Origin of the sequence: Paenibacillus sp. UNC451MF (genome assembly GCF_000686845.1) — a bacterium.
Classification (GTDB): Bacteria; Bacillota; Bacilli; order Paenibacillales; family NBRC-103111; genus Paenibacillus_S.
In genome coordinates this window covers 89,809-111,902 of the sequence record NZ_JMLS01000021.1, presented here as the reverse complement: position 1 = coordinate 111,902, position 22,094 = coordinate 89,809, and the positions used below count along the sequence as shown (strand labels likewise).

Here is a 22,094-nt window from a genome sequence, read left to right as displayed (position 1 = left end):
AATTTATTCATCATAGCCGAAGTCATTGTCTAAATCTTTTTTTATAGTCGCGATTTGTTCCTGAGTTTTATGCGGCCAGTACGTATCGTAAACCGGTTTAACCATCATTTGCTGTCTATGCTTTTCTAAATAATCGGTTGTTGTACCAATAATCCTCGCTGGATTCCCAGCAACAATACTATTTTCCGGTATCGATTTAGTTACAATAGAACCGGCCGCAACGATAACATCATTTCCTATGGTGACATTACACAAAACCACACTGTTGTACCCGATAAATACTCTATCCCCTATCTTGACTTTCCCAATTTTCGCTTTTCCAAAGTGTAATTTTGTACTGGCATCGTGTGCTAATATAGTACTGTTGGTTATGGTTACGTCGTCCCCAATTTCGACCAGCCAACAATGTCCGTAGTCTATATGACTATTAAAAAAATTAAAATTTTTCCCGTAGGTCAAGCCTCGTTCTTTTAAAATTTGGAGCTCAGTTTTGGGGTTTAGCTTATTTTTTATTCTCGCTTTCAACGATGCTATTATTCTTGTTATCATTAATGCCACCTGCTTACTCTACGATTATTAGACTACAAATCCAATATTTTGTATTAGCTCCTCGTACATCTTTACTTTATCTGCAGGCGATATGTTCCCGCCTAGCGTGTAGCGACGGTCATATATCTTTTTGCTTTCCATTAATTTGTTCGTCTTTTCGATGTACTCCTCGACCGTAAACAGGACCTTAGCTGGATTGCCTGCAACTATACTTCCCTCGGGCACCGATTTGGTGACGATGCTTCCAGCTGCAATGATCGAACGTTTGCCAACCGTGACTCCAGGCATAATCAAAGCTCTGGCACCTATAAAAACATCATCCTCTATTGTAATGCTGCCCACCTTGGTATACTGATTTAATTGTTTAGTGCTGGCATCGTGTGCAAGTAAGTAAGCTTGAGGCGCTATCGTTACATTGTTGCCAATATTGATTAGCCAGCAATGGGAGTAATCAAAAACGCCCCCCGGTTGAATGGAGCAATTGTCGCCTAGCTTCAACCCCACTTTAATGTAATCTTCAAGCCATAGCTCCTCCAGAATATATTTTCTGGCCCTAGCTCTAATAAAATGAATACATTTTTTTATCATCAGTCTCACACAGCCTTAGAATAGGTTTTGGAATTCATTAATCGGATACAAAATCCTTGTGTGAAAGGAAGTATGTTAAATAACATGGAATAGACGCCAATATCCTTAGTATCTCCTTGGGAAAAATCGACTGCGCCGTTCCTTCGCGTAGCCTGCATTAAGTAATGAACAGCTAGGTCTGCGCTATTGGCGCATAACTCAGAAATCTCCTCAATCTTCGCTGCTTGCAGCATAAACCAGCCAAGTGTAGCAGTTGTTGATGAGTCCGGCCTGCACTCTCCTCGAGTTACTGTCCAGCTCCAATTCCCGGATGGCTGCTGAAAGGATTTGGCGGCGATTGCGAATTTCTTCACACTAGCTTCCAGCGCAGCTTTATGGGGATGCCCTTCCGGCAGCTCGTTCCAGGCATCGATAAGTCCAATGGCATACCAACCAAGTCCTCTTCCCCATCCATATAACCCTAGGGGAACTTTATTCTCAACTTGATAAGCATGACTTGGAATAAAATGAGGATCCAACATACCGTTGTCCTCGTACGCCTTAATCTGCTCTACAGCCAAGTTAACACTTTCCTGATTCTGATATCGGATACCGTATGAAACCAAGAAGGGACAAATGAATCCAATCGTATCTACATAACGATAGTTTTGCATGAACTTCCGATATGCCACTGTTCCGTCTTGTCCCCTGTGATCTTGAATCATGTCCCAAATATAATCAAAGGCTGCTTTGTAACGATCTGTATCAATGAAATCAAGCTTCATAATAGCGTAAGCAAGGATGGCTCCATCCACCTGCTTCGGCTTCTCGATCCACTGGCCTGAGCTATCCAGCTTTGAATTCAAAAACTTGGTCATTTCCTGCTTGACTTCCGAATCATCGTTTTGTTTCAAATACTCGGCCAGTCCCATGACTAACGCAGCTTCTTGCCAGTGCTGGATCGCACTTTTCGTATAGTTCCCTCTAAGCATATCGATAGCAACGAATCGAGTATTGTCCGTTACTTTGATCTTAGGGGTATTATTCAACCAACGAATCCCTCTTGTCGTAATGGATTTATTCCACATTTGTTTATCTTGGTAGCGTCCAATATGGATTCTGCTGACCCAATCCTTGAACATAGGGATGACATCGATAAGGATGATTACAGCAATGAGACTCAGTAACACCACACTTAAGATTTGAACCACCATGGAATCGTTCCTTTCCTATTACGCGAATAGTTCATATAATTTATGAATTTCAGATTCGGTCCCCAGCTTCTCCCTCGATAAGTTGAGCGTCAATTTACGTCTTAGCTCCTCGTCATCGATCAATGATTTTATAGCATGAAACAGCGATGTAGAGTTCATCTCTACAATCAAGCCGTTCTCCCTGTCGTTAATTTGATCCTTAGCCGTGCTGAAGTTCGTTACGACGATGGGCTTGTGAAGAATTTTGGCTTCATCTATTGCAATCGATTTTCCTTCAAACCGGGACGGCTGCACATAAATATCTGCTTCTTTTATGTACGGATACGGATTTTCTTTTAATCCCATGAGCACAAAGCGATCTTGGAGGTTGTTAGCTGCTATCAGCTTCTCCAGCATTCCCCGCTCCTCTCCCTCACCAATGACATACCATGTGACGGGATATCCGTTATGCACCAGCTCTTTACAAGTCTCTACAGCCAGCTCGAAGCCCTTTTGATGATTGAGCCGTCCTACGGAAACCAGCTTCATGCGACGATCATCCCATTCGGACTGCTCCTGCGATAATTTGGATATCGCGGCGGGAGAGACAATGTTATACATGACGTCCACCTTTTGCTGATACATAGGAAATCTATTCTTGAGAACATGGCCGCATTCTTCAGATACCGTTACCAAATGGTCGAGCTTGTCAAAGTAAGAGCGATCCAGCTCCGGGTCCATGCCCAATTTGTCATAGTCATTATGAATAAATCCTATCTTCTTATGAGCCTTTACTTTGTCTATGCAAAAATATATCGGATTTTTTTCAAGGTACCCTACGGCAATATCATAAGGCTTATCTATGTTTTTCAACGACTTCGATATATACTTCCAAACCCTCTGTTCACATCGAACTCTGTTTTTTTCACTTTTAAAAATCACGCCTGCAAGGCCTCTGAATAAAGCAATATGTAATTTTCCTTTTCTCACACAATCAAGAATCGCTCTTTTGATGGACATATCATAATACTGGTATTCTGCCGGCTCTTCCAATAAATGGACTGACTCGGGTATTTGGTTCATAAATATCCCGTCATGCTTGAATAAGAATAAATCAACTTCGTATGCTGAATAATCCATCGTTTCCAGCAGCGAAATCAATGCCTTCTCGGCTCCGCCGCAGCGCATATTGTTCATGACAAACAAAACTCTCTTCTTCACAAGCAACAACCACCCGCATCATAAAATTTCGTAGAGCTTCCGTATTTCTCCCTCCGTGCCCAGCTTCTCAATAGCTAGATTACAAATAACCCTATTCTTCAATGGGATATCTTCCATCAGCTTCTCAATCCCTTGAGAGATCCCCGCAGGAGATAAATCTACAATGACACCATTGATCCCATGTTGAATTTGATCCTTGGCAGTTTCAAAGTTCGTAACGACAATGGGTTTTTGAAGAATTTTGGCTTCGTCGATCGCTATCGATTTACCTTCGTAACGGGAAGGCTGGACGTAAATATCTGCCTTTTTGATATACGGATATGGATTTTCCTTAACTCCAAGAAGCTTGAAATAGGGGCCTAATTGATGCTTCTCGATAAGAGATTCCAAGCTTTCCCTGTCCTGTCCGTCCCCTAGAACATACCATCTTATGTTGTGGCCCTTGCCCACCAGTAATTTGCAGGATTCGATTGCCAGATCGATGCCCTTCTCGTGGCTTAATCTAGCTAGTGTAACGATGTTCGTATATTCCGTATCAAATATGGTACCTTCATCGATGTCCTCATTGGATAAATGATGGATCATCTTCGGCGATACGATGTTGTAGATCACTTTAATTTTATTATTCAAATGAAGAAAATGATCGCTCAGTGATTTGGCACACTCTTCCGATACCGTTACGATATGATCCAGCTGCTTGAAATACGGATCGTCATAGTGATGTCTCATCCCTGAATCGGAGTAATTCGTATGAATCCATCCGATCTTCTTCCGGGCCTTCACTTTATCCACTACAAAGTAAATGGATGATTTCTCAAGAAATCCAATGGCTGCATCATATACTTTTTCCAATGTATCCAATGATTTTCTTTGATATTTCCATGTGAATTGCTCTGAAAAGTCTGTATTTCTGATGACTCGGTTCATCACCGTGAACATAAGTCTGGAGTAAGCTAAGGTCACCTGACCTTTGGCTAGAAACTCCTCCATCGACTTCTTCAAGCCTTTAGTGTAAATATTGTATTTGTTGGGAAAGCCCAATATATTGACTTCTTTCGGCAGGGAATTAATGAATACCCCGGTTTGGCTGAATAGAAATAAGTCCACATTATAGGCTTTATAGTCAATTTGTGATAACAAATTCACTAAACTTTTCTCTCCGCCACCGGCTGTCAGGCTTGGCATAACAAAAAGTAAGTTCTTCTTCATCCTATAACCCTCTTTTTATTGAACTAGCTTATCTAAATACTCAACAGCCTTGTAGGACATCTTTTTAATGCGGGGGATCGATGCCTGAAGCTTTTGCTTAATCAGCCCTTCTTCTTTGATCATCTCATCAAATTTCGCCTTCAACATGAAGCTGTTCGATATTTGATCAATACTTAATACCAATTTTTCTTCACCAAAAATATCCTTCGATATGCCCTTAGACTTAACGCTATAGCCAAGCACCATCGTTGGAACGTAATTGGAATATGCCGCTATGGTCGCATGCGTTCTAGCTCCGATAAAAAATCTCATTCTGGATATGTAGCCTTTATATTGGATAGCAGTTAAATGATTAGGCAGCAGGATGACCCGATGGGTGTGCTTGAACTCCTCATAGTATTGCTGAAGAACCTCATAATCATTGTTACCGCCTTCCATAACATGGGGGGTTAGGGCGATGGCCATATCTGTCGTATCAAGGATGTGTTGGATAAGGTCCTTCACGGCTGTTCTGGACTCTTTATTTTTCTTCCATACTAATGGACTGAAATTAAGCCCTACCGTATTGCCTTCTTGCCAGCCTGCCGGCAGTTCCAGCTCTTCCTTCTCCATCGTAAACGCAGAATCCGCACACAGCTTGACGTTCGTTAGCCCCTTTGCAACCAGCATATCGTAGGTCAACGTTTCACGGGCGAGGATCAGATCGAACAAGCGAAGATCTTGCAGCTTTCTATCGGACATATCTTCTTCCCCTATAGAGCAGCCCCATAATACGAGTTTCTTGCCCGAGGCCTTCACCCTGCGGTTAATTTCATACCAGCCCGGCTGCTCCCCGTAGCAATAGTTGTCCCCCCCAATCGATAAACAGACGTCCATGTTAGGAATATGCTTCACAATATTGTTATGAATTTTACCGAGTGCATAGGTCTCATCCTGGAACAGCTTTACCTTGACTGCCGAAAGAAACCAATCATAGGAAAACTTCTTGATTCCGCGGGCAGAACCGTCATAAATGCCGTCCAGCTTCGAGATCACCTTGTCCGTGTCAGGCTTCCCTGATGCCAAGTAAACCTTGGCGCCTTGAATCTTTTCCTTAATGATATGGGTCGATGAGCGTACAATGGCCTCGCATCCCCTGTTCAGACTCCCATCGTGGGCAAACATCATAATCTTCATTTCTTAAGCTCCTCCTTTGAATTATGCAGCGCTCCTTACAGCTAAGCTTTATTTCTTAACCTGCTGTAAGTGGTGGCAACAAACAGACCCAGCGTGAATCTTTTTCGAATCATATCGGCAAGAAATTTCTCATATGTCCCCAAGGAGGTATACATTTCGCTGTAGAAGTAGGGCAACGCTTCCCTCACACACGGATCATTAATCATGTTATTGACGTACTTCATTCTTTGGCGAAAGCTGATCTCATTCGATGATTTGAAGTATACGTAAATATAGGACATGACACTGTTAATAAGCTTGATGGATCGCAGCTGCTGGATCCTCATCTTATCCAATGTGGTTAAGTACATCTCTGGGATGTCTAATGTGTACACTTCTAAAGCCCGCTTAAAGTAGTCTTTTTCTAAAATATTTCTTGTTGCGCTTCCAACGACTTCGCGATAATGGTACCCGGTATAGTCTATATATTGAATGCGATCCGCATGTCTAAAAAATTGCATATTAAACAATCCGTCTTCCCCTAATGCTACTTTCTCGGGAAACTTGACTTTATAATCTTGTATCCGTTTGTTTTTATACAATTTACTGCAGACGGTATTCAATTGATCTGATTTGAGGAAATAAGTTAAAACTTCTTGCTCGATATAATCTTTCTTCAGAACCGTCCCGAGTGGGAACGGATAAGTGGTTATCACCTTATGACCCTCAATCTCACTTTCAAAATTGGAAATAACCACGTCGTAATCGCTCTCGATTGCTGTGTTGTAGAGTACTTCATACATGTCCTTGTCTACATAATCATCGGCATCCACGAAACCGATATAGGTTCCTGTGGCTTCCTGTAATCCTGCATTTCTGGCTGCGCTTACTCCTTGGTTCGATTGATGGACCAGCTTAATTCTTGAATCCGTTTTGCTATACTCCTCAATGACCTGCCCGCTTTGATCCTTCGAGCCGTCATTTACAAAGATAAACTCACATTCCTCAAGCGTCTGGTTTAACAAGGATTCAATACAATGGGCTATGTACTGCTCTGCGTTATACACCGGTACAATCACGCTTACTTTGATACTCATGTCTCTAATCACTCCGCAACTAAAATCTCTCTATAGTCTAAAGGCCTTATCCAATGAGCCGGTATAGCTTTTCTAATTCACAGGAGTTTCCGTAATCCTTATCCTTAATATTGTCCATCAGCTGCACCCTCAGCTCCTGCTTCTTATACATTCTCTCGATGCCCTCGGCTATTCCCTCAACATTCAAATCACAGATCACTCCATCGACTTCGTTATCTACCTGACTGCCTGCGGTAGGATAGTTGGTAATCAGAACCGGCTTACCTAAGATCTTAGCCTCGGTGACCGTAACGGCTTTACCTTCATAGCGTGATGGCTGTACATAGAGATTGGCTGCCTTCATGTACGGATAAGGATTTGTTTTTTTGCCTAATAAAATAAAGCGGTCCTCCAGCTTATGCTCTGCTATTAATTGATGTATCATAGCCTCATCTCCACCATACCCGACTACATACCACGCGATATCGTCATAGCCTTTATCCTTCAGGAGCTTCAGGGCTCTTACTGCATTGTCGATCCCTTTGGCATGAGACAATCGGGCGACCGTAATCAGGGTGAAACGGCTGTCACTCTCTATAGGTTCAGCAGCTTCCTTGTTGGCCATTGTTCTTATAAATTCCGGTGATGTGATGTTCTCCATAACGATGACTTTTGGCTCTAGCGAAGGATATTTCCCAAGAAATGAAGCTTGGCAAGCATCCGACACAGCTACAATGAGGTCAAATTGATTCCACATCCGAAGATCCAGCGATATGTCGGTATCAATATTGGAATAATCCGTATGAATCCAAGCTATTTTTTGTCGGGCATGAATTTTCTCTGCGACAAAATAATGCGGCCACAAATAACTGATCGCGACATCATATGGTTTTTCCAGGCTCGGCAAATAAGGCAGCGCGTACTTCCACATCAGCTGCATTTGATAGTATCCCGGTTCCGCCATATTGCGAATTTTCCCGAGGAGTCCTGCACTCACTCTGGATGCAACCCTTGATATCCCGATCCTGTAATGCCTGTCTTTGATCGTCTCCGCAATGGACTTGCGAAACGTCGCATACTCCGGAATTTCATCGATCAAGCGCACCTTAGGAGACAGTAGGTTCATAAAATCGCCCTTATGTCTATGGAGCATCAGATCAACCGAATATTGTTCATAATCGAAGTGCTCCAGCATACTGGCAAGACTCCGCTCTACTCCTCCAACTTCCATGTCATAGGAGGCAACCAATATGTTCTTCATCATGACCCCCTACATTTTGGATACCAATTTTCTCAGTCTCGCAATATTGTCCCCGCCAATCCATTGGGCCGCTATCGTTTTCACCTTGCTTTTAAGCCTTGCTTTTGGGGACAGCCAGCTTTTATGATAGTGATGCATGGCATATGTATTTTCTGTAATAAACTTCCTGCAGTTAATATAGTCATAAGGAGAAAAATACGTTTGTGGATAAAAGACGCCTATTCCTTCCATCTCCTGGTACTGTCCATCCGGTTTCAGACCAAGCTCCTCCAGCATCTTCGTTACGATAGCAACATTGGTTAAATCATCATGCGTGCCATCTGCTTTAATGAAGCTCTTACCATCATAGGATTCCAGGAAGCGTTGAATAAGCTTATTCCCCTTTGCTGCACCTATCGTACTTGTCGCTATGTAATTCTCCTGTTCAAATCCCCAAAACGATGCATGATGCAGCAGATCGTCAAAAGACTTGAATACTTCAACGTCCGTATCCATATAGATACCGCCAAAATGGTATAAAGCGTGAACTCTTACATAATCGCTGACAAATGCAAATTTCCCAGCTTCATAAGCCTGTTTAGTGTATAAATTCGTGTTTATATCAAAGCTTTCTTCGTTCCATTCAAATATTTCATAGCCCTGTAGATGCTGCTGCCAGCTTTGAATACATCGCTTCACGATATCGGGCTTCTCTTTGCCGCCGAACCAGCAATAATGAATGACTCTTGGTATTTGACGGGTTGGATGGTGATTCGCGATCACTTCGTGTTCCTCCTTATATTCAGATGATTAATTCTCTATAAAGAACGACTGGACAAAAAAATGAAGGTGTCACCACCATTTTCACCCCGAACAGCACTATTATTGCTTCTTACTTCATGGTAATTCTTTATAACGAACATGTCAATACAAAATTTTACTTTTGTGAAATCATTGTCGAATCCTGGAACTGACTGCCTAACAAATGAGCGAACACTTTGCCTCTTTCTTTTGCCAATTGATTAAAGCCGCCTCTTTGAACGATAGCTCCTTCATCTAATACAATGACTTGGTCCGCGTTACGAATGGTCGACAAGCGGTGCGCTATCACGATGATCGTCATGGTTCCCTTTAGTCTTTCCAATGCCTCTTGAATTTTAGCCTCGTTCTCTGTGTCCAAAGAGCTTGTTGCTTCATCCAGTACAAGAATCGATGGCTTCCTTAAGATGGCTCTTGCCAAAACTAAACGCTGGCGTTCTCCGCCTGACAGCCTGACTCCTCTGTCACCTATAAGCGTATCCAAGCCTTGGGGCAGTCGACTCACAAATTCCCCTGCGGCAAATTGAATGGCTTCCCACAGCTCTTCTTCAGTGGAGTTGGGATTCATGAGGAGCAGATTTTCCCTAATGGTTCCATTAAACAAAAACGGGTCCTGAGGGACATAGCTGATCGCTTTTCTTAAACGTAACAAGTTATCCTTGGTCAACGGAACTCCATCGATTAGAACCTGGCCATGGTCCGGCTGCAGCAGTCCCATGATAATATCGATCAATGTACTTTTACCTGCTCCCGACCGGCCTATGATAGCTGTCATTTGATTCGAGCCAATGCTTAACTGAATATGTTCAAGAGCATAGATGGGTGAATTTTTGTCATATCTAAAATAAATGTCCTTGCATTCAATGCCTTCTTGTATACGTAGCGGCTTCACTTGATTGTAGTCGAGAGTGCCGATACTGACTTCCCTTGTTTCCATGCATTCCTTTTGCAGCTCGGTTAAAGATGTAAAGGCGGGGATCGCAGCGGCGATTTGTTCTAAATTGGATTGTATTCCAGTAAATCTGGGCCAAAGCCTGGAGAATATCATAATGATCAGGAGCAGCTGCTCACCTTGAGTTTGGAACAACGTGACGGAGAAGTATATGAACACGGCGATGATCAGAGTTGAGGCAGCCTTGTAATAAAACTGTGATTGCGAGCCTAGCTTGGCTTGCTCGTATCTCTCTTGAGCTACAGTAACACTCCAGTTCTGGAGCCAACGGTAACGTGAAGGTTCCAGCATATTGCTCTTAATATCTTTAATACCGTTGAAGTGATCGGTAATACCTCCAATATAGCTTCTTGCTACATCTGAGGTTTGGGTTCCCAGCATTCGGAACTTTCTTATGAATGTGCGGGAGAATAAGGCCATTATCAGGCCACACGCCAAAACAAACAGCGTCATCTTTGCCGATAACCACAAAGCGATACCAATCTGGATCACCATAAATACCAGCGATGCCAGAAGCTGCAAAAAGACATAGGTCCCATTCGTCACTCGTGCCAGCTCGTTCGTCATCGAGTTGATTAGATCTGACTTTCTTTTTTTAATAAAAAAGCTCCAATTCGCTTGTAATAGCGCCTGATAGGTTTCCATTCTCACATGATTGACAAAACCGGCATGAATTTGGACATCCCTTAGGCTAAGGTTACGCTGGATCGCAGCCTGACCGACCACTAATAAAAAGTACAATCCGAGGATCAGGAGCAGACCGACCGGTCTTGACACATCCTTCAGGAAATCCAGCATTCCCATGAAAGGAATGGCTGATGTTTGAATGCTCAGAAGGCCGCTGACGCTTAACAAAGGAATTAATAAAAAAATGCCTATTCCATCCAGCAAGCCAATCAGTGTCATGCCTAGAAGATTCATATACAACACTTTACCTGCGTAGGCATGTAATTTTCGGGTGTAATACAGGACATGCTCCATTCCGTTCCTCCTCAAGATAAGGCAACCTTTTTCGTTTTTCTCCAGACCCATAAGAAGGGACGTAGAGGAAAATAAAGGAAGTGAAGATATTTAGGCAGCGCCAGTGTGTTAGCATCCTCTGGGTACGGATAAAAGAAATTCAAAATAAATAGCAGCTTACGATGATTCGACATCAATGAAAACAGATGCTTTTTATGATACTCTGATACCTCATACGGTATTGGATCGGTATGAAGGTTAATCATCTGCCGGATATAGAACAATGCTTCTTGGGCTAGATTTCTTGCACGCTGTCCCTGCGCTAAGGTCCTCATCTCCTCTGTTAAAGGAGTATGAAGAAGCTGCGATGCGAGTATCAAGGCTTGCGCTCCTATATGCAGGTGCTCATATTGCTTAAGCAATCGTCGAAGCTTCCGTACATCCATGCTTTGCTTAACCATACGATCAATGTCCAACAACCAACGAAGCCGGGACCATCCATGTCGTGCACCGTGGGAAACAAGAAATAAAAATAAATCCTCTCTCCCTAAATAATAGACAGGATGACGGGTTATTGCACTGGTCCTTCTTCTTTCCCACAATGCCTGAAAGCTGGGCTCTTTGCCGGGGCCGGGGCCTAATCTCCAATGAATCTCTACCTTGATCCCTTTATGATGATGGAAGAACGTAATATGATGATGTCTCCACTTCCAATCGTTTAATACCGTTTGAATGTATTCATCCTTCTCATATCCTTGTCTTACAAGCAGCTGCTCCGCATGCTCCAGCTCTTCGATAGGAATGAGAATATCCAAGTCTCCGGATGTTCGTTGAGATATATCGCCATAAAGATCAGCAGCGAGCACCGGTCCTTTTAAAACAAGGGAGCGAATCCCCGAATCGGAGAGCAGCTTGCATATGGTGTCCATCTCGGCGCTTAAATGCAGCATTTGAAATGTATTCTGTTGATAATCATTTCGCAATGATTGCATGACATACGGGGGAATCCCTGGTTCATTCATGCTTTTTAGCTTTGTGTATAATGTGGGGAAAACCCGATGATGGGTTGCAAGCTCAAGGAAAAAGGCCCAATCGATATCAGTAAGCCCCTTGTTATAGCTTGTATCGCCGATATTCACTTCCTCCGTCTTGATTAAGGAAAGCATAAGTTCCAGCTCATTAGGGAATAACGACACATCCATATGATAACCAGCTTCCATTCTATTCACCTTCAATTTCCTTTATCGCTTATCCGTTTGGCGAACGTGCCTACCACCTGAAACCGTTCCATCTCTTCTGCACCTGTAATATAGAATGGACCGCTGCGAAGCCAGGCATGTGCAATCATCTTGCGCTGCTCGTCTCTTGCCGTTCCTAGGTAGAGTGTGCTTTCTATGTGACGTCTCTCCAGCATTTTTAGTGCCGCAATGGCTCTAACCAGACATTTGCTTTCCCAGAATGTATGCTGACTCATCACCCGAATAATATCGTGAACCTTAATTAGCGACTCTATATCATCGCGTCTTTCGGAATTAGAGGTTTCCTGCATATGAGCACCTAAAGAAGGCGCAACCTTGGCAAAAGGAATGGACACAAGCATCCGCGCCCATCCTAAATAAAAGATGGCTTCTGCAATTAGCAGCATCGTTGCCATATCTAGCTGAAGGAACTTCTTTACCTTACTTACGATGCCCACTTAATTAAACCTTCCTCCAACAAATGCTCCAAAAAGGACACCACCTGCTGCTCGCACTCAACTTGCTCTACATCATACTGTGACATTAGGACGGCAACAATTTGTTCTGCCGAAACACTAGAGGCTTCAGTAAGACAATTCCAGATTTCACCGCCGACCTCGCCTAAATTATAATATTTGCTGTTGGCTATGCTCAGCATGACCTTTTCCCCTCCCATGTCGCTAACAATATTTCCTGTCACTTGGGAAAAGCAATCCTGCATGCCGATTTTATGATTTTGGATCATATGTTATGCCTCCATCGATAATGTATCTAATATTAGGTTAACTAATTGGGGAGCTGTGAATTGGCTTTCCGGTCTGCTTAGTTGATACATGGAGATTTGATTCGCAATAACGGAGCTAGACTGGAAGTGCCACTCCATCAGTCCCAAGCGTGGAATTAGGAATGGACGGAACGTATGATAAAATAATGTCTGTAGACGATCCAGCTTCTCTATCCTTACAACCTGCAGTTGATTCTCTGTTTTGACCAGTTCAATGACACCTGCAAGGGGCAAAGGAGACGTTACATAGTTCGAAGCAACGGGGATACAGTACTTATCCTCTCTTCCATAGATGGATCGCAAATCGCTTGATGACATACCGAGATGATTCAAGCTATCTTGCCATAGCTTTTGCTGGGGATACGAAGGGGTCACCATAGGCTTCTGATCTTCTTTAGAAAGGGTAACCGCAATCAAATCATCGCTTACAAGCGAATAACCTTGACTAAGGAAGGCAGACGCTAAGGTAGACTTTCCTGCTCCTGAGTCTCCTACGAAAGCATAGACTTTGCCTTGAATGGCTACTGCGCTGCCATGCAGCGGTAGGATTCCTCTTTGCATTAGCAATGCACCCATGCAGGTGCCAAGAACGTAAAGACGGATTAAATCCTCGTCTGCTCCTTGAACCGGCGAGACCGTTATGAACCGCCCATCCCGTATGGAATAATACGCGGTATCGGGAACATAGAACATAACTGCACCCTCATCAACTACATGCATAAAGGGGGTCGCAAATAATTGATCGGCAAACCTGCCTATGTCTCCATTTCGAATTTCAATATCCAGTTCATCTGAGGGCTCGCTGATATGCGGTAATTCCGGCAAAGGAATCTCGCTTGAAATTCGAAGGCCAAAGGCCGAGTACACGATCTTATTTTCCGTCTGTAGCATAACTTCCACTCCATTACCTACCGTTTTTGCATTAAAAGCCTTTATACGTTGGTTTGTATAAAGGCTTTTAACATATGTAATACCGACAATACCCATTTAAAGCAAACATTAACCTAAGGGTTGTATAAGCTCACTTTGTTTCATATTAGCTGTTGAAACGTTTCCAGGTGCTTGGGTTGTTAGGATCAACCGGTTTACCAGGTACATAAGCTTCGTCAGTGAAATCACCGTAAACTGTCGATGCCATAGTTTGATTTACATCAAGCACTTCAAGTACAGGCTTTTGCCATGCTTTTTTCATATTACTCACCTCCTTTCAAGTCCATTTTTTAAGAAATCGATAGACAACTATGCCTCTCATTAAAAACTTAAGTTCGGCATTAGTAGCATCCTCAGGCCTGAGTCCCGCCCGAACCTTGTCTATAGCTCGCCTTATGACAGGGCCGTTCAAGAGCTCAAATATGGTTGGATCTGCACTCATTTCATCCAGTTCCACGAGTAATGCAGATTGATGTGGAATCATGCGGTGAACCCAATCGGCTCCCTGAACACCTCGTATGGATTGGTTCAACCTTACATTGTCCGGTAATAAGGTTTTGGTCGCCCTGCGGATGAGTGCGCGATCCAATCCATTTTGTACGTACTGCTCCTCCGGCAAAGATAGACAGAAGCGTATCACTCGGAGATCGTTAGTGGGGTCCCGCTTCCATATCCCATAGTTCAAGGACAGCTTGGTGGCTAGCGTATTGCTTGCATTCCAATGAAATAGTTCCTCAAAATGGCTTTTTCTTTGTTCAAACAGATTGGGAGAGGAAAACCACCCGGATTGGTCCATGCCATGTTGCTTCAGCTTATTAAACACATCTGTTTTTTTAGCAAAGTCAGGATTAATTAGCATAGGATAGGCAAAGGGCTCCGATGTTGGAAATAAGCGATCCATGATTGGAAAGGCGGTTCGAGCCACATCGGGCAGCCTGCGTAAACGGGCGCCGCCCACATTTTTGCTGTAAGAGTGCAGTTCTTGAGCCAACCGTACCCATTGGAGACGTTTTAACAAAGTAGCGTAATAGTCGATGGCCGAACCCCAGGAAATGCTCAAATTGCCTCTTCCGCCGTTTAACAGCACACCTACATTCGCTTCTTGTGCTTTTTCGAACATCCCCTTTAACCAAAAGGAGTTTTCAAAAAATTTATACGGCATCTCCATCGTGCTCAGGAAACTATCCATTTCCGTATAAGGATCTCTTCCAGCAAAATCCTCGTAGCTATCCTTCATTCCTCCGACATGCTTTACAATCGATTGTATAAACGGTCTTTCGTCCGTCAATATATGAGCAGGAGTAAAATCTTCGAAATCACTTGGAGGGACATAGCTGAATGTATGAAGTGTTTTCCCACTCTTGCTCAGTTCTTTAACAGCAAAGCTGACTATGGAGCCCGAATCCAATCCCCCGCTTAATTGCGCACCGACCTGACGGTTCGTACGCAGCCGCGATGTGACGGCTTCCTGGTAAACTTCCTGAAAAGCTTCAATGTATTCTTCGTTAGATTTCAGCTTCAACCGTTCTCTCGAAGTTAATGTGCAATATCGCTTCAGCGTCACCTTACTTCCTGCAATAGTAATGCTGTGAGAAGGCGGCAATTGAGCAATATCTCGATACACGGTGGTTGAGGCATCCACTACGTCGACCATTCCAATGATAGCCAGGTATTCGGCAAGCCATTGCTCGTTAAGTGTTGTCTTCGTGTAAGGCAAGGACAAGAGGGGCTGGATTGTAGTACAGAAGGCGAATCGCTGATGATCGTGGTAGTAGTATAAAGTTCGGCTGCCGGAAAAATCTCTCGCTCCGAATAATCGTCCATTGCGCAAATCCCAAATCATGAAAGCAAAATCGCCTACTAAATACTGCGGGGCATTTTCTTCCCATTTATCATATGCCAGCAAAATCAATTCACTATCCGTTATTGTACTTCTTCTGCCATAATCAATCTGCAGCAGCTGAAATAAGGATTCTCGATTATCGATGATAGCATCAGCTGTTATTACCAGCTGTCTTTCAGTATCATAATAGGGCAAGAGTTCATGTGCCGATTCGGGTGTAATGTATTGAGCATGGCAGCCTAAGAATACATGTTCATTTCTCCAAGTATGAATGGAGTCCGAAGGGAATTGCTGTAGACCGGACATCAGCGTTAGTCCGTGCTCCGTAGGTATCGGTTCTTGAGTGAAATGATATATTCCAGTTATGGCGCTCATGTTCCCCTCCGCAACACTGTAAGATAGGCAGGATGTTGTTCTTAATAACGAATTATCATTTTAAAAAAAGTAACAAAACCGTTGAATTCAACCTTTTTATTCTCCGATTTGTTATCTATAACGATCTTGATTCGTTCTTTATTAAGAACATTTTTAGGATAGCATCTTACTGCTTTGGTGTCAACCAGTTATTGTAAATAATATTTTTGGCTTTGGTTTGGATTTACATTGATATATTATTCCCGAGGGAGCAACTGCGTATAAGAAAGCAATCCTCCCCTAGGGATGCATGTAGATAAGTTTATTGAAGTGTCGCAATCAGTCGGTCTGCCTGACCATAAGGCGTGTCAATCGTCTCGTAAACACGAAGAGAATTAGAAAATTCATATAGAACAGAGTCCATATTAACGGTTTGCGTTCCCGTAGCAACCCGGTTTTCCCCAATGAAAGGAAGCGTCTTGGATCCTATGACTTTTCCTTTGTCATCAACTAGCTCCACCTTCAGTTTAGGGAAGTTTTGATCGACGACGACCTCTTCTTGGAGGCTGACATCCATGTCGATGCTCAGCTTATAGGAATAAGGGAAGCTTTCTCTTGCAGAGCCGTAGAATACTTCACTTTTCCAACTGTTAATCTTGACATTGAAAGGATAAAAGGACAGACCTGTATCCTCTGACTTTTCCTTTTTAACCATCGTTTTAAACGTGGCAATAGGAATGTTATACGGGGCAACACTTTCACTATCCAATATGTCCATAGTCAACTGCTCGCCCTTCTCATTGCTAGGAAGGACAAAGGAATAGTACATCACATAGCTGACATTAGGAATAAGCGTTTCTACTACGGCAGTTTGTCGAGTCCCCGTATATTTGGTACCGCCAACACCCATCAATTGTGCTTGAAATTTAGGGACAGGCATAGGCCGGTCACTCCGATTGGTCAGCTTGAATTTGGCGACAGCCGCTTTAAATCCGCCTCCCACACTTTCATGCATTTGAAGAGTAACCATAGAGACACTAACCTCTGGTTGAACGACGTTGTTCAACGGATCAAACTGAATCGGGCTGTTCCAGACGTACATTTTGGGTTGATCCGCCTCGCTAACGACACCGCCATCCTGTGGGAGAGCTACATTGAACTGGCCGATCAAGTATTCGATCTTGGTTTTATCATCCGTTGCAAAGCTTTCAGGGGTAAGAACGGTTAATCCAATTAACTCTTCCTTTTTTCCGGCAGGAATAGCATAGTGGATATACTGCTGCTCTCCGGGTCCAAGCACAATCGGATCCTTCTCCAGTCTTACACCCGTATATACTTTCTTATCCGATCTTCCGTTCACACGAAAATCCGGGATGGCTTTCTTCTTGTCACTTTTGTTCGTGGCAAGCAGCCCAACAATCGTTTTAGGCCCTTGAGGCGTATTTTGCTCACTTAAGCTAACCGGTTTATATTCTAATGAAGTAGATAAAACCTGGATAGTCATATTCTCACCCCACGAATGCGTGGCAAGCGCATCGGAGAAGACAGCGATATCACCCCTCCATTCAATAGAAGAGATAGGGATGGACACGATCATTTTCTCGGATCTCGGGGACACGAATTCATCTACATCGACCCAAGATATCTCAGATAATGAGAACGTATCTTCACGATCAATGACGATCATATAGCTAAGCTCCACAGTTTCCTTCGGCTGAATGGCAATAACATTCTCGGCGCTCGGACGCAGAGTATACAGTACTCCATCTTCTGCTTTAACCCTTACTTCATAGTCCGGTACTCTAGTTAATCGAGTTCCTTCATTGGTTAATCGAACGACTGCGCCTATTCTTGTTCCTTCCGCCACCTGCTCATTCAGAATACTTTTCACCGCTGCTTTAACCGTTGAAGTCAATGAATATTCTTTCGTTACAGGTACTCCTTCTTCCGCGATAGCCAAGAAAGAAGCGGAGGGAATGAGCAAAGAGAATATTAAAAGGGTCATTAGCAACGTTGGTTTCCATTTCATTCTCAATACGGTTCACTCCAATTATATTTTTACTATTCTACAGCAGTACGTTGTACCTGCTCTTTATCTTTTAATTGACCTGGATTGGAAACGACGACCTGCTCTCCTTCTTTAACACCTGAAAGAATCTCCTGAGTAGAATCATTTAACCGTCCAAGCTGTACCAAACGTTTTTCAACGGTATCTCCGGTGAGGACAAAGACAAAAGAATCCTGTCCTTCTTTCACAACACTGTACGTAGGAACCGTTAACACGATTTGATCTTGATCTTCGGTTAATTGAAGCCATACTTTCATCCCCGGCTTTAAAGTCATGTCTTTATTGGGTACATCCAGGTTAATCTCATAGGCTTTGGTATCAGGATTAATCACTTTGGAGAGGAAGCTGATTCTGGCTTTAGACTTTTGCGCCGCTCCTTGCATGTAATACGTCATTTCCGATTTACCCGTGGCAAACTTAGACTCTTCCTCGGATAGCTGCGCTTTAAGCTTGATCGGATCCAGCTTCTGAATCAGACCGATCTTGGTGCCTGCCGGTATACTCATGCCGACTTCAAACGGAAGCTCCGTCAATACTCCGCTCACGGGTGCTTTTACTTCCAAATAAGTCAACGACTGCTCGACCTGAAGCTGTGCCATTTGAGTGGTTTTCAGTTGTGTCTGCAGCTCCGACGTCGTGTCTACCGGCTCTAGTCGGGCCAGCTTATCTTTAAGCAGCTCCAGATCCGTGCGGCTGTTCCTTAATTGAACCTCCATCTGATATACCTGAACCTTTGTCGCCAATCCGACTTCATAGTCATTTTTCGTTTTATTATAGTTGCGGGTCAAATCATTTAGTGCTTGTTCCTGCTTCTTGATGGAGTCATTCAGGTCCCGCTTCTGATTATCCATCTCTTTTTTCGCTCTTTCCTTCGCTTTTACAATTGCGTCCTGCACCGTCTGAACTGCAAGTGCGGCCTTCTCCTTCTCGAACTTGGCTTCACTTGAGTTCAGCCTGGCAATAACGTCACCTTCTTGGACTACATCCCCACGCGCTTTCAGGATAGCCTCGATATCTCCCGCTGCTTTAGCCACAATATCGAATTGAACGGAGGACTGCACATCGGCGGCATGAACTAAGGGATCTCCTATTTTTTGCTTGGTAACTTTGCTGACCTTAACACTTTTCAGCGCCTGCGCCTGAGCAGCAGCATTTCCATCGGAACTTATTGGTATGGTTTCCGAACATCCTGCAATAATGACAAAGCTTAACGCCAATATGCAGATGGTTCTTACTCTTCGGCGGTGCAGCCCAACCCGTTTTCTTCTCATGAGCGTTCTTACCCTCTCTCCTCGCAACATTTCCTTTGATACTGATCTATCACACCATTAACGATTAATATAGAAATAACTCTGCATTTTTAGGATTGACTTTATTGAAAACGACACCAAGCAGCTTCGCCTTCGCCAGCTCCAGCTCTTCCTTCACCTTTTTTGCCGCTTGTCGCTTTAATTTCCCATGATCCACGACTAGAAGGACTCCGTCGCATTGAGCTGCAACAATTTTGCCATCAGTTAATGACAGTACGGAGGAACTATCGATAAAAATCATATCGTACCTAGGCTTTACCTCTTCCAGAAGCTGCTTCATTGCTTTAGATGCCAGAAGCTCCGCCGGATTTGTTGGAACAGCGCCTGCCGGGATGACAGATAAATTTTGAATGTTAGTAGGCGCAATAATTTCATCCAGAGTGCTTTGATGCATAAGGTAGCTGCTTAGTCCCTTACTATTATCGCCACCAAATGTGTAATGAAGCGAAGGATTACGTAAGTCGGCATCGATCAGCAAAACCCTCTTTTCGATCTGCGCATAAGCCGTTGCTACGTTGAGCGCCGTTGTCGTCTTGCCTTCTCCCCGACCTGCCGAAGTCAATGAAACCGTCTGAATGCCTTGGTCTAGTGCAAAGGTCTCCATATTGAATCTCAAAGACCGGTATGATTCTGAAGCTAGTGAACCGGGGTTAGTCTCCATCATAATTTCCGATTTAGTGGATGGTATTGACATGGTGTACCTCTCCTACTTTCTTTCTAGACTTCCTTCCTTTACTTGACTTTAGATCCTTGCCCTTCATCCTGGGTACACACGCTAACGTCGAGACGGCAAACATTTGGCGCACATCTTCTTCTGTTTTCAAGGTGTCATCCATTGCATCCAGCAGTAATACAATCCCGATAGCAACAACCAAGGAAGCTGCGAAGCTTAGAATGATGTACTGATTGGATTTTTTATTCACAGGTACAGGATAGTCCTGCATTTTGGCTCTATTTAAAATCGTAATGTTATCGACCTTCATGATCTTAGGAATTTCGGATTGGAAAACCTCCGAGACGGCATTGACAATGTTTACTGCTTTTTCATAGGAATAGTGAGTGGCAACGATGGTCATAACCTGAGTGTCATGTAATCCTGCTACGTTGGTCATTGCGATGAGCTGTTCTGCGGTTAAGTTGAGATCGGGATAACGTTGAACGACCTTATCCATGATGGCGGGGGTTTTGATGATTTCTTTGTACGTGTTGATCAACCCTATATTAACGCCTATGGCCCCAAAATCTATCTGTTCCCTGCCGAGCTGATCCTTCTCGCTGGTTTTATTGACGATCAGCTTAGTGGCAGCCATGTAGACCGGCTGATAATTCATGCTGCTGTATACAGCCGTTAGTGCAGTGCATATAAAAACAATGGTAACGACTAGCCAAAGGCGCTTCTTTATTATCATAAAATACTCTCTTAAGTTAATTTCCATAATTCTCCCCCAGCGAAAAGTAGTCATATCATTTTTTGCCCCAAAGCCGTTGATACTTTTTGTATCATTGCCTATAGTCAATACTTTATGACACTTTTTGTATCGTGTCAACACCGGATTTTACGCTGTTTGATCCATTTTGTATCATATTTCACAGAATTGAATTAATTCTTACCCGACAAGAAGATACAAAAAGGCTAGAACCCGTTCTACTGCTATTTTGTTCTCTTTAGAATACCATTTTGCATGAAATAATAATTCACCATTCCATCTATGAAAACATAATCTATATAAAAGATTACAAAGGGGTGATCCTCGTGGCAGATCAAAATTCGATTGTTTATTATGAGGACTGGTCAGATTTAGAACCCGTAAATGTAATCAACACGGTGCCTCCTGATAATGTTACGAATCTGACAGCATCCAAAGTACAGGGCAATCTGGTTACGTTATCATGGACTGCAAGCTCTTCAAATGATGTGACAGGATATGGCATATACAATGGAACGGTCTATGTTGGCAGCACAGCATCCACAACGTATGATGTAACGGGATTAAATCCAGAAACAACCTATACGTTTGCCGTAAAAACTATAAATAAAGATGGACTAACGAGCAATGGCGCCAGTATATCTGTGACAACGCCTATATTGACTTATGCCCTGTCCATGAATGGGACAACCGACTACGTTCAGACTCCCTCCCTCTCTTTCGATACAGTTATTATGGATATTTTGGTAGATCCAAAAAGCATGGTTTACAACTCCTATCTAGACGCCACTAGAGGAATTCCTCAATCTGCTTTCGGAAGAAACAGCTCAGGGTACGACTACTTGCAGTCCGCTTGGAAGTCGGTATCTATCAATGGAGTAGACAAGACCGCTGGAGCAAATATTTCAGCCATTGTTCCTACCCAGCAACGAATAACCGTTACGGTTGTTCTTAAGTCACCTGGCAAGTCCATTCTGGTCCTATTTGCGAACCAGCTTGGGAGCATTCCTATGAAAGGAATTCTTTACAGTGTAAAGATAATGTCGGGTGGGGTCGTGACTGCTTTATATGATTTCACGAAACCGTTCACAGGGACAGCCGTTCCCGACTCGAGCGGCAATAATCAGACAGCCAAGCTGCAGGGGGGAACATGGATCAACGGATAAAGTACTTGACAGCAAACTAACGCGGGGGGTGGT

Annotated in this window: 21 protein-coding genes; 1 reads left to right on the top strand and 20 read right to left on the bottom strand. The window is 43.4% G+C overall.

The window, feature by feature from the left end:
* Positions 1-3 precede the first annotated feature (3 nt).
* The 20 genes from BP97_RS0121060 to BP97_RS0120965 form a co-directional block, all read right to left on the bottom strand.
* Positions 4-549 (bottom strand): acyltransferase, encoded by a 546-nt coding sequence (locus BP97_RS0121060; protein WP_081824297.1) that lies wholly within the window; start codon positions 547-549, stop codon positions 4-6.
* Between the two features lie 27 nt (positions 550-576).
* Positions 577-1,137 (bottom strand): acyltransferase, encoded by a 561-nt coding sequence (locus BP97_RS0121055; protein WP_036746282.1) that lies wholly within the window; start codon positions 1,135-1,137, stop codon positions 577-579.
* A gap of 5 nt (positions 1,138-1,142) precedes the next feature.
* Positions 1,143-2,330, bottom strand: a complete 1,188-nt coding sequence (locus tag BP97_RS0121050; RefSeq protein WP_028550875.1) for a glycoside hydrolase family 88 protein — start codon at positions 2,328-2,330, stop codon at positions 1,143-1,145.
* An 18-nt stretch (positions 2,331-2,348) separates the two neighbouring features.
* Positions 2,349-3,530, bottom strand: a complete 1,182-nt coding sequence (locus tag BP97_RS0121045; protein ID WP_028550874.1) for a glycosyltransferase — start codon at positions 3,528-3,530, stop codon at positions 2,349-2,351.
* 18 nt (positions 3,531-3,548) lie between these two features.
* Entirely contained in the window at positions 3,549-4,739 is a 1,191-nt protein-coding gene (locus BP97_RS0121040; protein ID WP_028550873.1) for a glycosyltransferase, read from the bottom strand.
* Positions 4,740-4,754: 15 nt separating this feature from the next.
* Positions 4,755-5,915 carry a polysaccharide pyruvyl transferase family protein gene (locus tag BP97_RS0121035; RefSeq protein ID WP_028550872.1) on the bottom strand — a complete coding sequence of 387 codons (1,161 nt, stop codon included), beginning with the start codon at positions 5,913-5,915 and terminating at the stop codon, positions 4,755-4,757.
* A 41-nt stretch (positions 5,916-5,956) separates the two neighbouring features.
* Positions 5,957-6,991 carry a glycosyltransferase family 2 protein gene (locus BP97_RS0121030; RefSeq protein ID WP_028550871.1) on the bottom strand — a complete coding sequence of 345 codons (1,035 nt, stop codon included), beginning with the start codon at positions 6,989-6,991 and terminating at the stop codon, positions 5,957-5,959.
* A gap of 46 nt (positions 6,992-7,037) precedes the next feature.
* Complete coding sequence (locus tag BP97_RS0121025; protein WP_028550870.1) at positions 7,038-8,231, bottom strand: glycosyltransferase; 1,194 nt, start codon at positions 8,229-8,231, stop codon at positions 7,038-7,040.
* Positions 8,232-8,240: 9 nt separating this feature from the next.
* Positions 8,241-8,990: a glycosyltransferase family 32 protein gene (locus tag BP97_RS0121020; protein WP_036746304.1), complete on the bottom strand. Its 750-nt coding sequence runs from the start codon at positions 8,988-8,990 to the stop codon at positions 8,241-8,243.
* A 157-nt stretch (positions 8,991-9,147) separates the two neighbouring features.
* Positions 9,148-10,962 (bottom strand): ABC transporter ATP-binding protein, encoded by a 1,815-nt coding sequence (locus BP97_RS0121015; RefSeq protein WP_028550868.1) that lies wholly within the window; start codon positions 10,960-10,962, stop codon positions 9,148-9,150.
* Between the two features lie 11 nt (positions 10,963-10,973).
* Positions 10,974-12,161: a nucleotidyltransferase domain-containing protein gene (locus BP97_RS0121010; protein WP_028550867.1), complete on the bottom strand. Its 1,188-nt coding sequence runs from the start codon at positions 12,159-12,161 to the stop codon at positions 10,974-10,976.
* Between the two features lie 11 nt (positions 12,162-12,172).
* Entirely contained in the window at positions 12,173-12,637 is a 465-nt protein-coding gene (locus BP97_RS0121005) for a lasso peptide biosynthesis B2 protein (protein WP_028550866.1), read from the bottom strand.
* The gene (locus BP97_RS0121000; protein ID WP_028550865.1) at positions 12,625-12,924 is read right to left on the bottom strand and encodes a lasso peptide biosynthesis PqqD family chaperone; all 300 of its coding nucleotides are present in this window, start codon (positions 12,922-12,924) and stop codon (positions 12,625-12,627) included. Before BP97_RS0121000 ends, BP97_RS0121005 begins: the two co-directional genes overlap by 13 nt.
* 3 nt (positions 12,925-12,927) lie before the next feature.
* Positions 12,928-13,854: a phosphoenolpyruvate carboxykinase (ATP) gene (locus tag BP97_RS0120995; protein ID WP_028550864.1), complete on the bottom strand. Its 927-nt coding sequence runs from the start codon at positions 13,852-13,854 to the stop codon at positions 12,928-12,930.
* Between the two features lie 145 nt (positions 13,855-13,999).
* Positions 14,000-14,155 carry a paeninodin family lasso peptide gene (locus tag BP97_RS40275; protein WP_156043271.1) on the bottom strand — a complete coding sequence of 52 codons (156 nt, stop codon included), beginning with the start codon at positions 14,153-14,155 and terminating at the stop codon, positions 14,000-14,002.
* 15 nt (positions 14,156-14,170) lie between these two features.
* Positions 14,171-16,111: a lasso peptide isopeptide bond-forming cyclase gene (locus BP97_RS0120985; protein WP_028550863.1), complete on the bottom strand. Its 1,941-nt coding sequence runs from the start codon at positions 16,109-16,111 to the stop codon at positions 14,171-14,173.
* A 301-nt stretch (positions 16,112-16,412) separates the two neighbouring features.
* Positions 16,413-18,125 carry a hypothetical protein gene (locus BP97_RS0120980; protein ID WP_028550862.1) on the bottom strand — a complete coding sequence of 571 codons (1,713 nt, stop codon included), beginning with the start codon at positions 18,123-18,125 and terminating at the stop codon, positions 16,413-16,415.
* Positions 18,126-18,151: 26 nt separating this feature from the next.
* The gene (locus BP97_RS0120975; protein ID WP_028550861.1) at positions 18,152-19,429 is read right to left on the bottom strand and encodes an efflux RND transporter periplasmic adaptor subunit; all 1,278 of its coding nucleotides are present in this window, start codon (positions 19,427-19,429) and stop codon (positions 18,152-18,154) included.
* A gap of 64 nt (positions 19,430-19,493) precedes the next feature.
* Complete coding sequence (locus BP97_RS0120970) at positions 19,494-20,162, bottom strand: CpsD/CapB family tyrosine-protein kinase (protein ID WP_028550860.1); 669 nt, start codon at positions 20,160-20,162, stop codon at positions 19,494-19,496.
* Entirely contained in the window at positions 20,143-20,904 is a 762-nt protein-coding gene (locus tag BP97_RS0120965) for a YveK family protein (RefSeq protein ID WP_028550859.1), read from the bottom strand. Before BP97_RS0120965 ends, BP97_RS0120970 begins: the two co-directional genes overlap by 20 nt.
* Positions 20,905-21,221: 317 nt before the next feature.
* On the opposite strand from BP97_RS0120965, the gene BP97_RS0120960 reads away from it, so the two are divergent.
* A complete protein-coding gene (locus tag BP97_RS0120960) occupies positions 21,222-22,061 on the top strand; it encodes a fibronectin type III domain-containing protein (protein WP_028550858.1) in 840 nt (279 codons plus the stop codon).
* Positions 22,062-22,094: the final 33 nt, after the last annotated feature.

Coding starts and splice junctions, on each gene's coding strand:
- BP97_RS0121040 (WP_028550873.1), bottom strand. CDS start 4,739: ATGAAGAAGAACTTACTTTTTGTTATGCCAAGCCTGACAGCCGGTGGC.
- BP97_RS0120985 (WP_028550863.1), bottom strand. CDS start 16,111: ATGAGCGCCATAACTGGAATATATCATTTCACTCAAGAACCGATACCT.
- BP97_RS0121010 (WP_028550867.1), bottom strand. CDS start 12,161: ATGGAAGCTGGTTATCATATGGATGTGTCGTTATTCCCTAATGAGCTG.
- BP97_RS0121025 (WP_028550870.1), bottom strand. CDS start 8,231: ATGAAGAACATATTGGTTGCCTCCTATGACATGGAAGTTGGAGGAGTA.
- BP97_RS0120970 (WP_028550860.1), bottom strand. CDS start 20,162: ATGTCAATACCATCCACTAAATCGGAAATTATGATGGAGACTAACCCC.
- BP97_RS0120975 (WP_028550861.1), bottom strand. CDS start 19,429: ATGAGAAGAAAACGGGTTGGGCTGCACCGCCGAAGAGTAAGAACCATC.
- BP97_RS0121055 (WP_036746282.1), bottom strand. CDS start 1,137: ATGATAAAAAAATGTATTCATTTTATTAGAGCTAGGGCCAGAAAATAT.
- BP97_RS0120995 (WP_028550864.1), bottom strand. CDS start 13,854: ATGCTACAGACGGAAAATAAGATCGTGTACTCGGCCTTTGGCCTTCGA.
- BP97_RS0121000 (WP_028550865.1), bottom strand. CDS start 12,924: ATGATCCAAAATCATAAAATCGGCATGCAGGATTGCTTTTCCCAAGTG.
- BP97_RS0121050 (WP_028550875.1), bottom strand. CDS start 2,330: ATGGTGGTTCAAATCTTAAGTGTGGTGTTACTGAGTCTCATTGCTGTA.
- BP97_RS0120965 (WP_028550859.1), bottom strand. CDS start 20,904: ATGGAAATTAACTTAAGAGAGTATTTTATGATAATAAAGAAGCGCCTT.
- BP97_RS0121015 (WP_028550868.1), bottom strand. CDS start 10,962: ATGGAGCATGTCCTGTATTACACCCGAAAATTACATGCCTACGCAGGT.
- BP97_RS40275 (WP_156043271.1), bottom strand. CDS start 14,155: ATGAAAAAAGCATGGCAAAAGCCTGTACTTGAAGTGCTTGATGTAAAT.
- BP97_RS0121030 (WP_028550871.1), bottom strand. CDS start 6,991: ATGAGTATCAAAGTAAGCGTGATTGTACCGGTGTATAACGCAGAGCAG.
- BP97_RS0121060 (WP_081824297.1), bottom strand. CDS start 549: ATGATAACAAGAATAATAGCATCGTTGAAAGCGAGAATAAAAAATAAG.
- BP97_RS0121035 (WP_028550872.1), bottom strand. CDS start 5,915: ATGAAGATTATGATGTTTGCCCACGATGGGAGTCTGAACAGGGGATGC.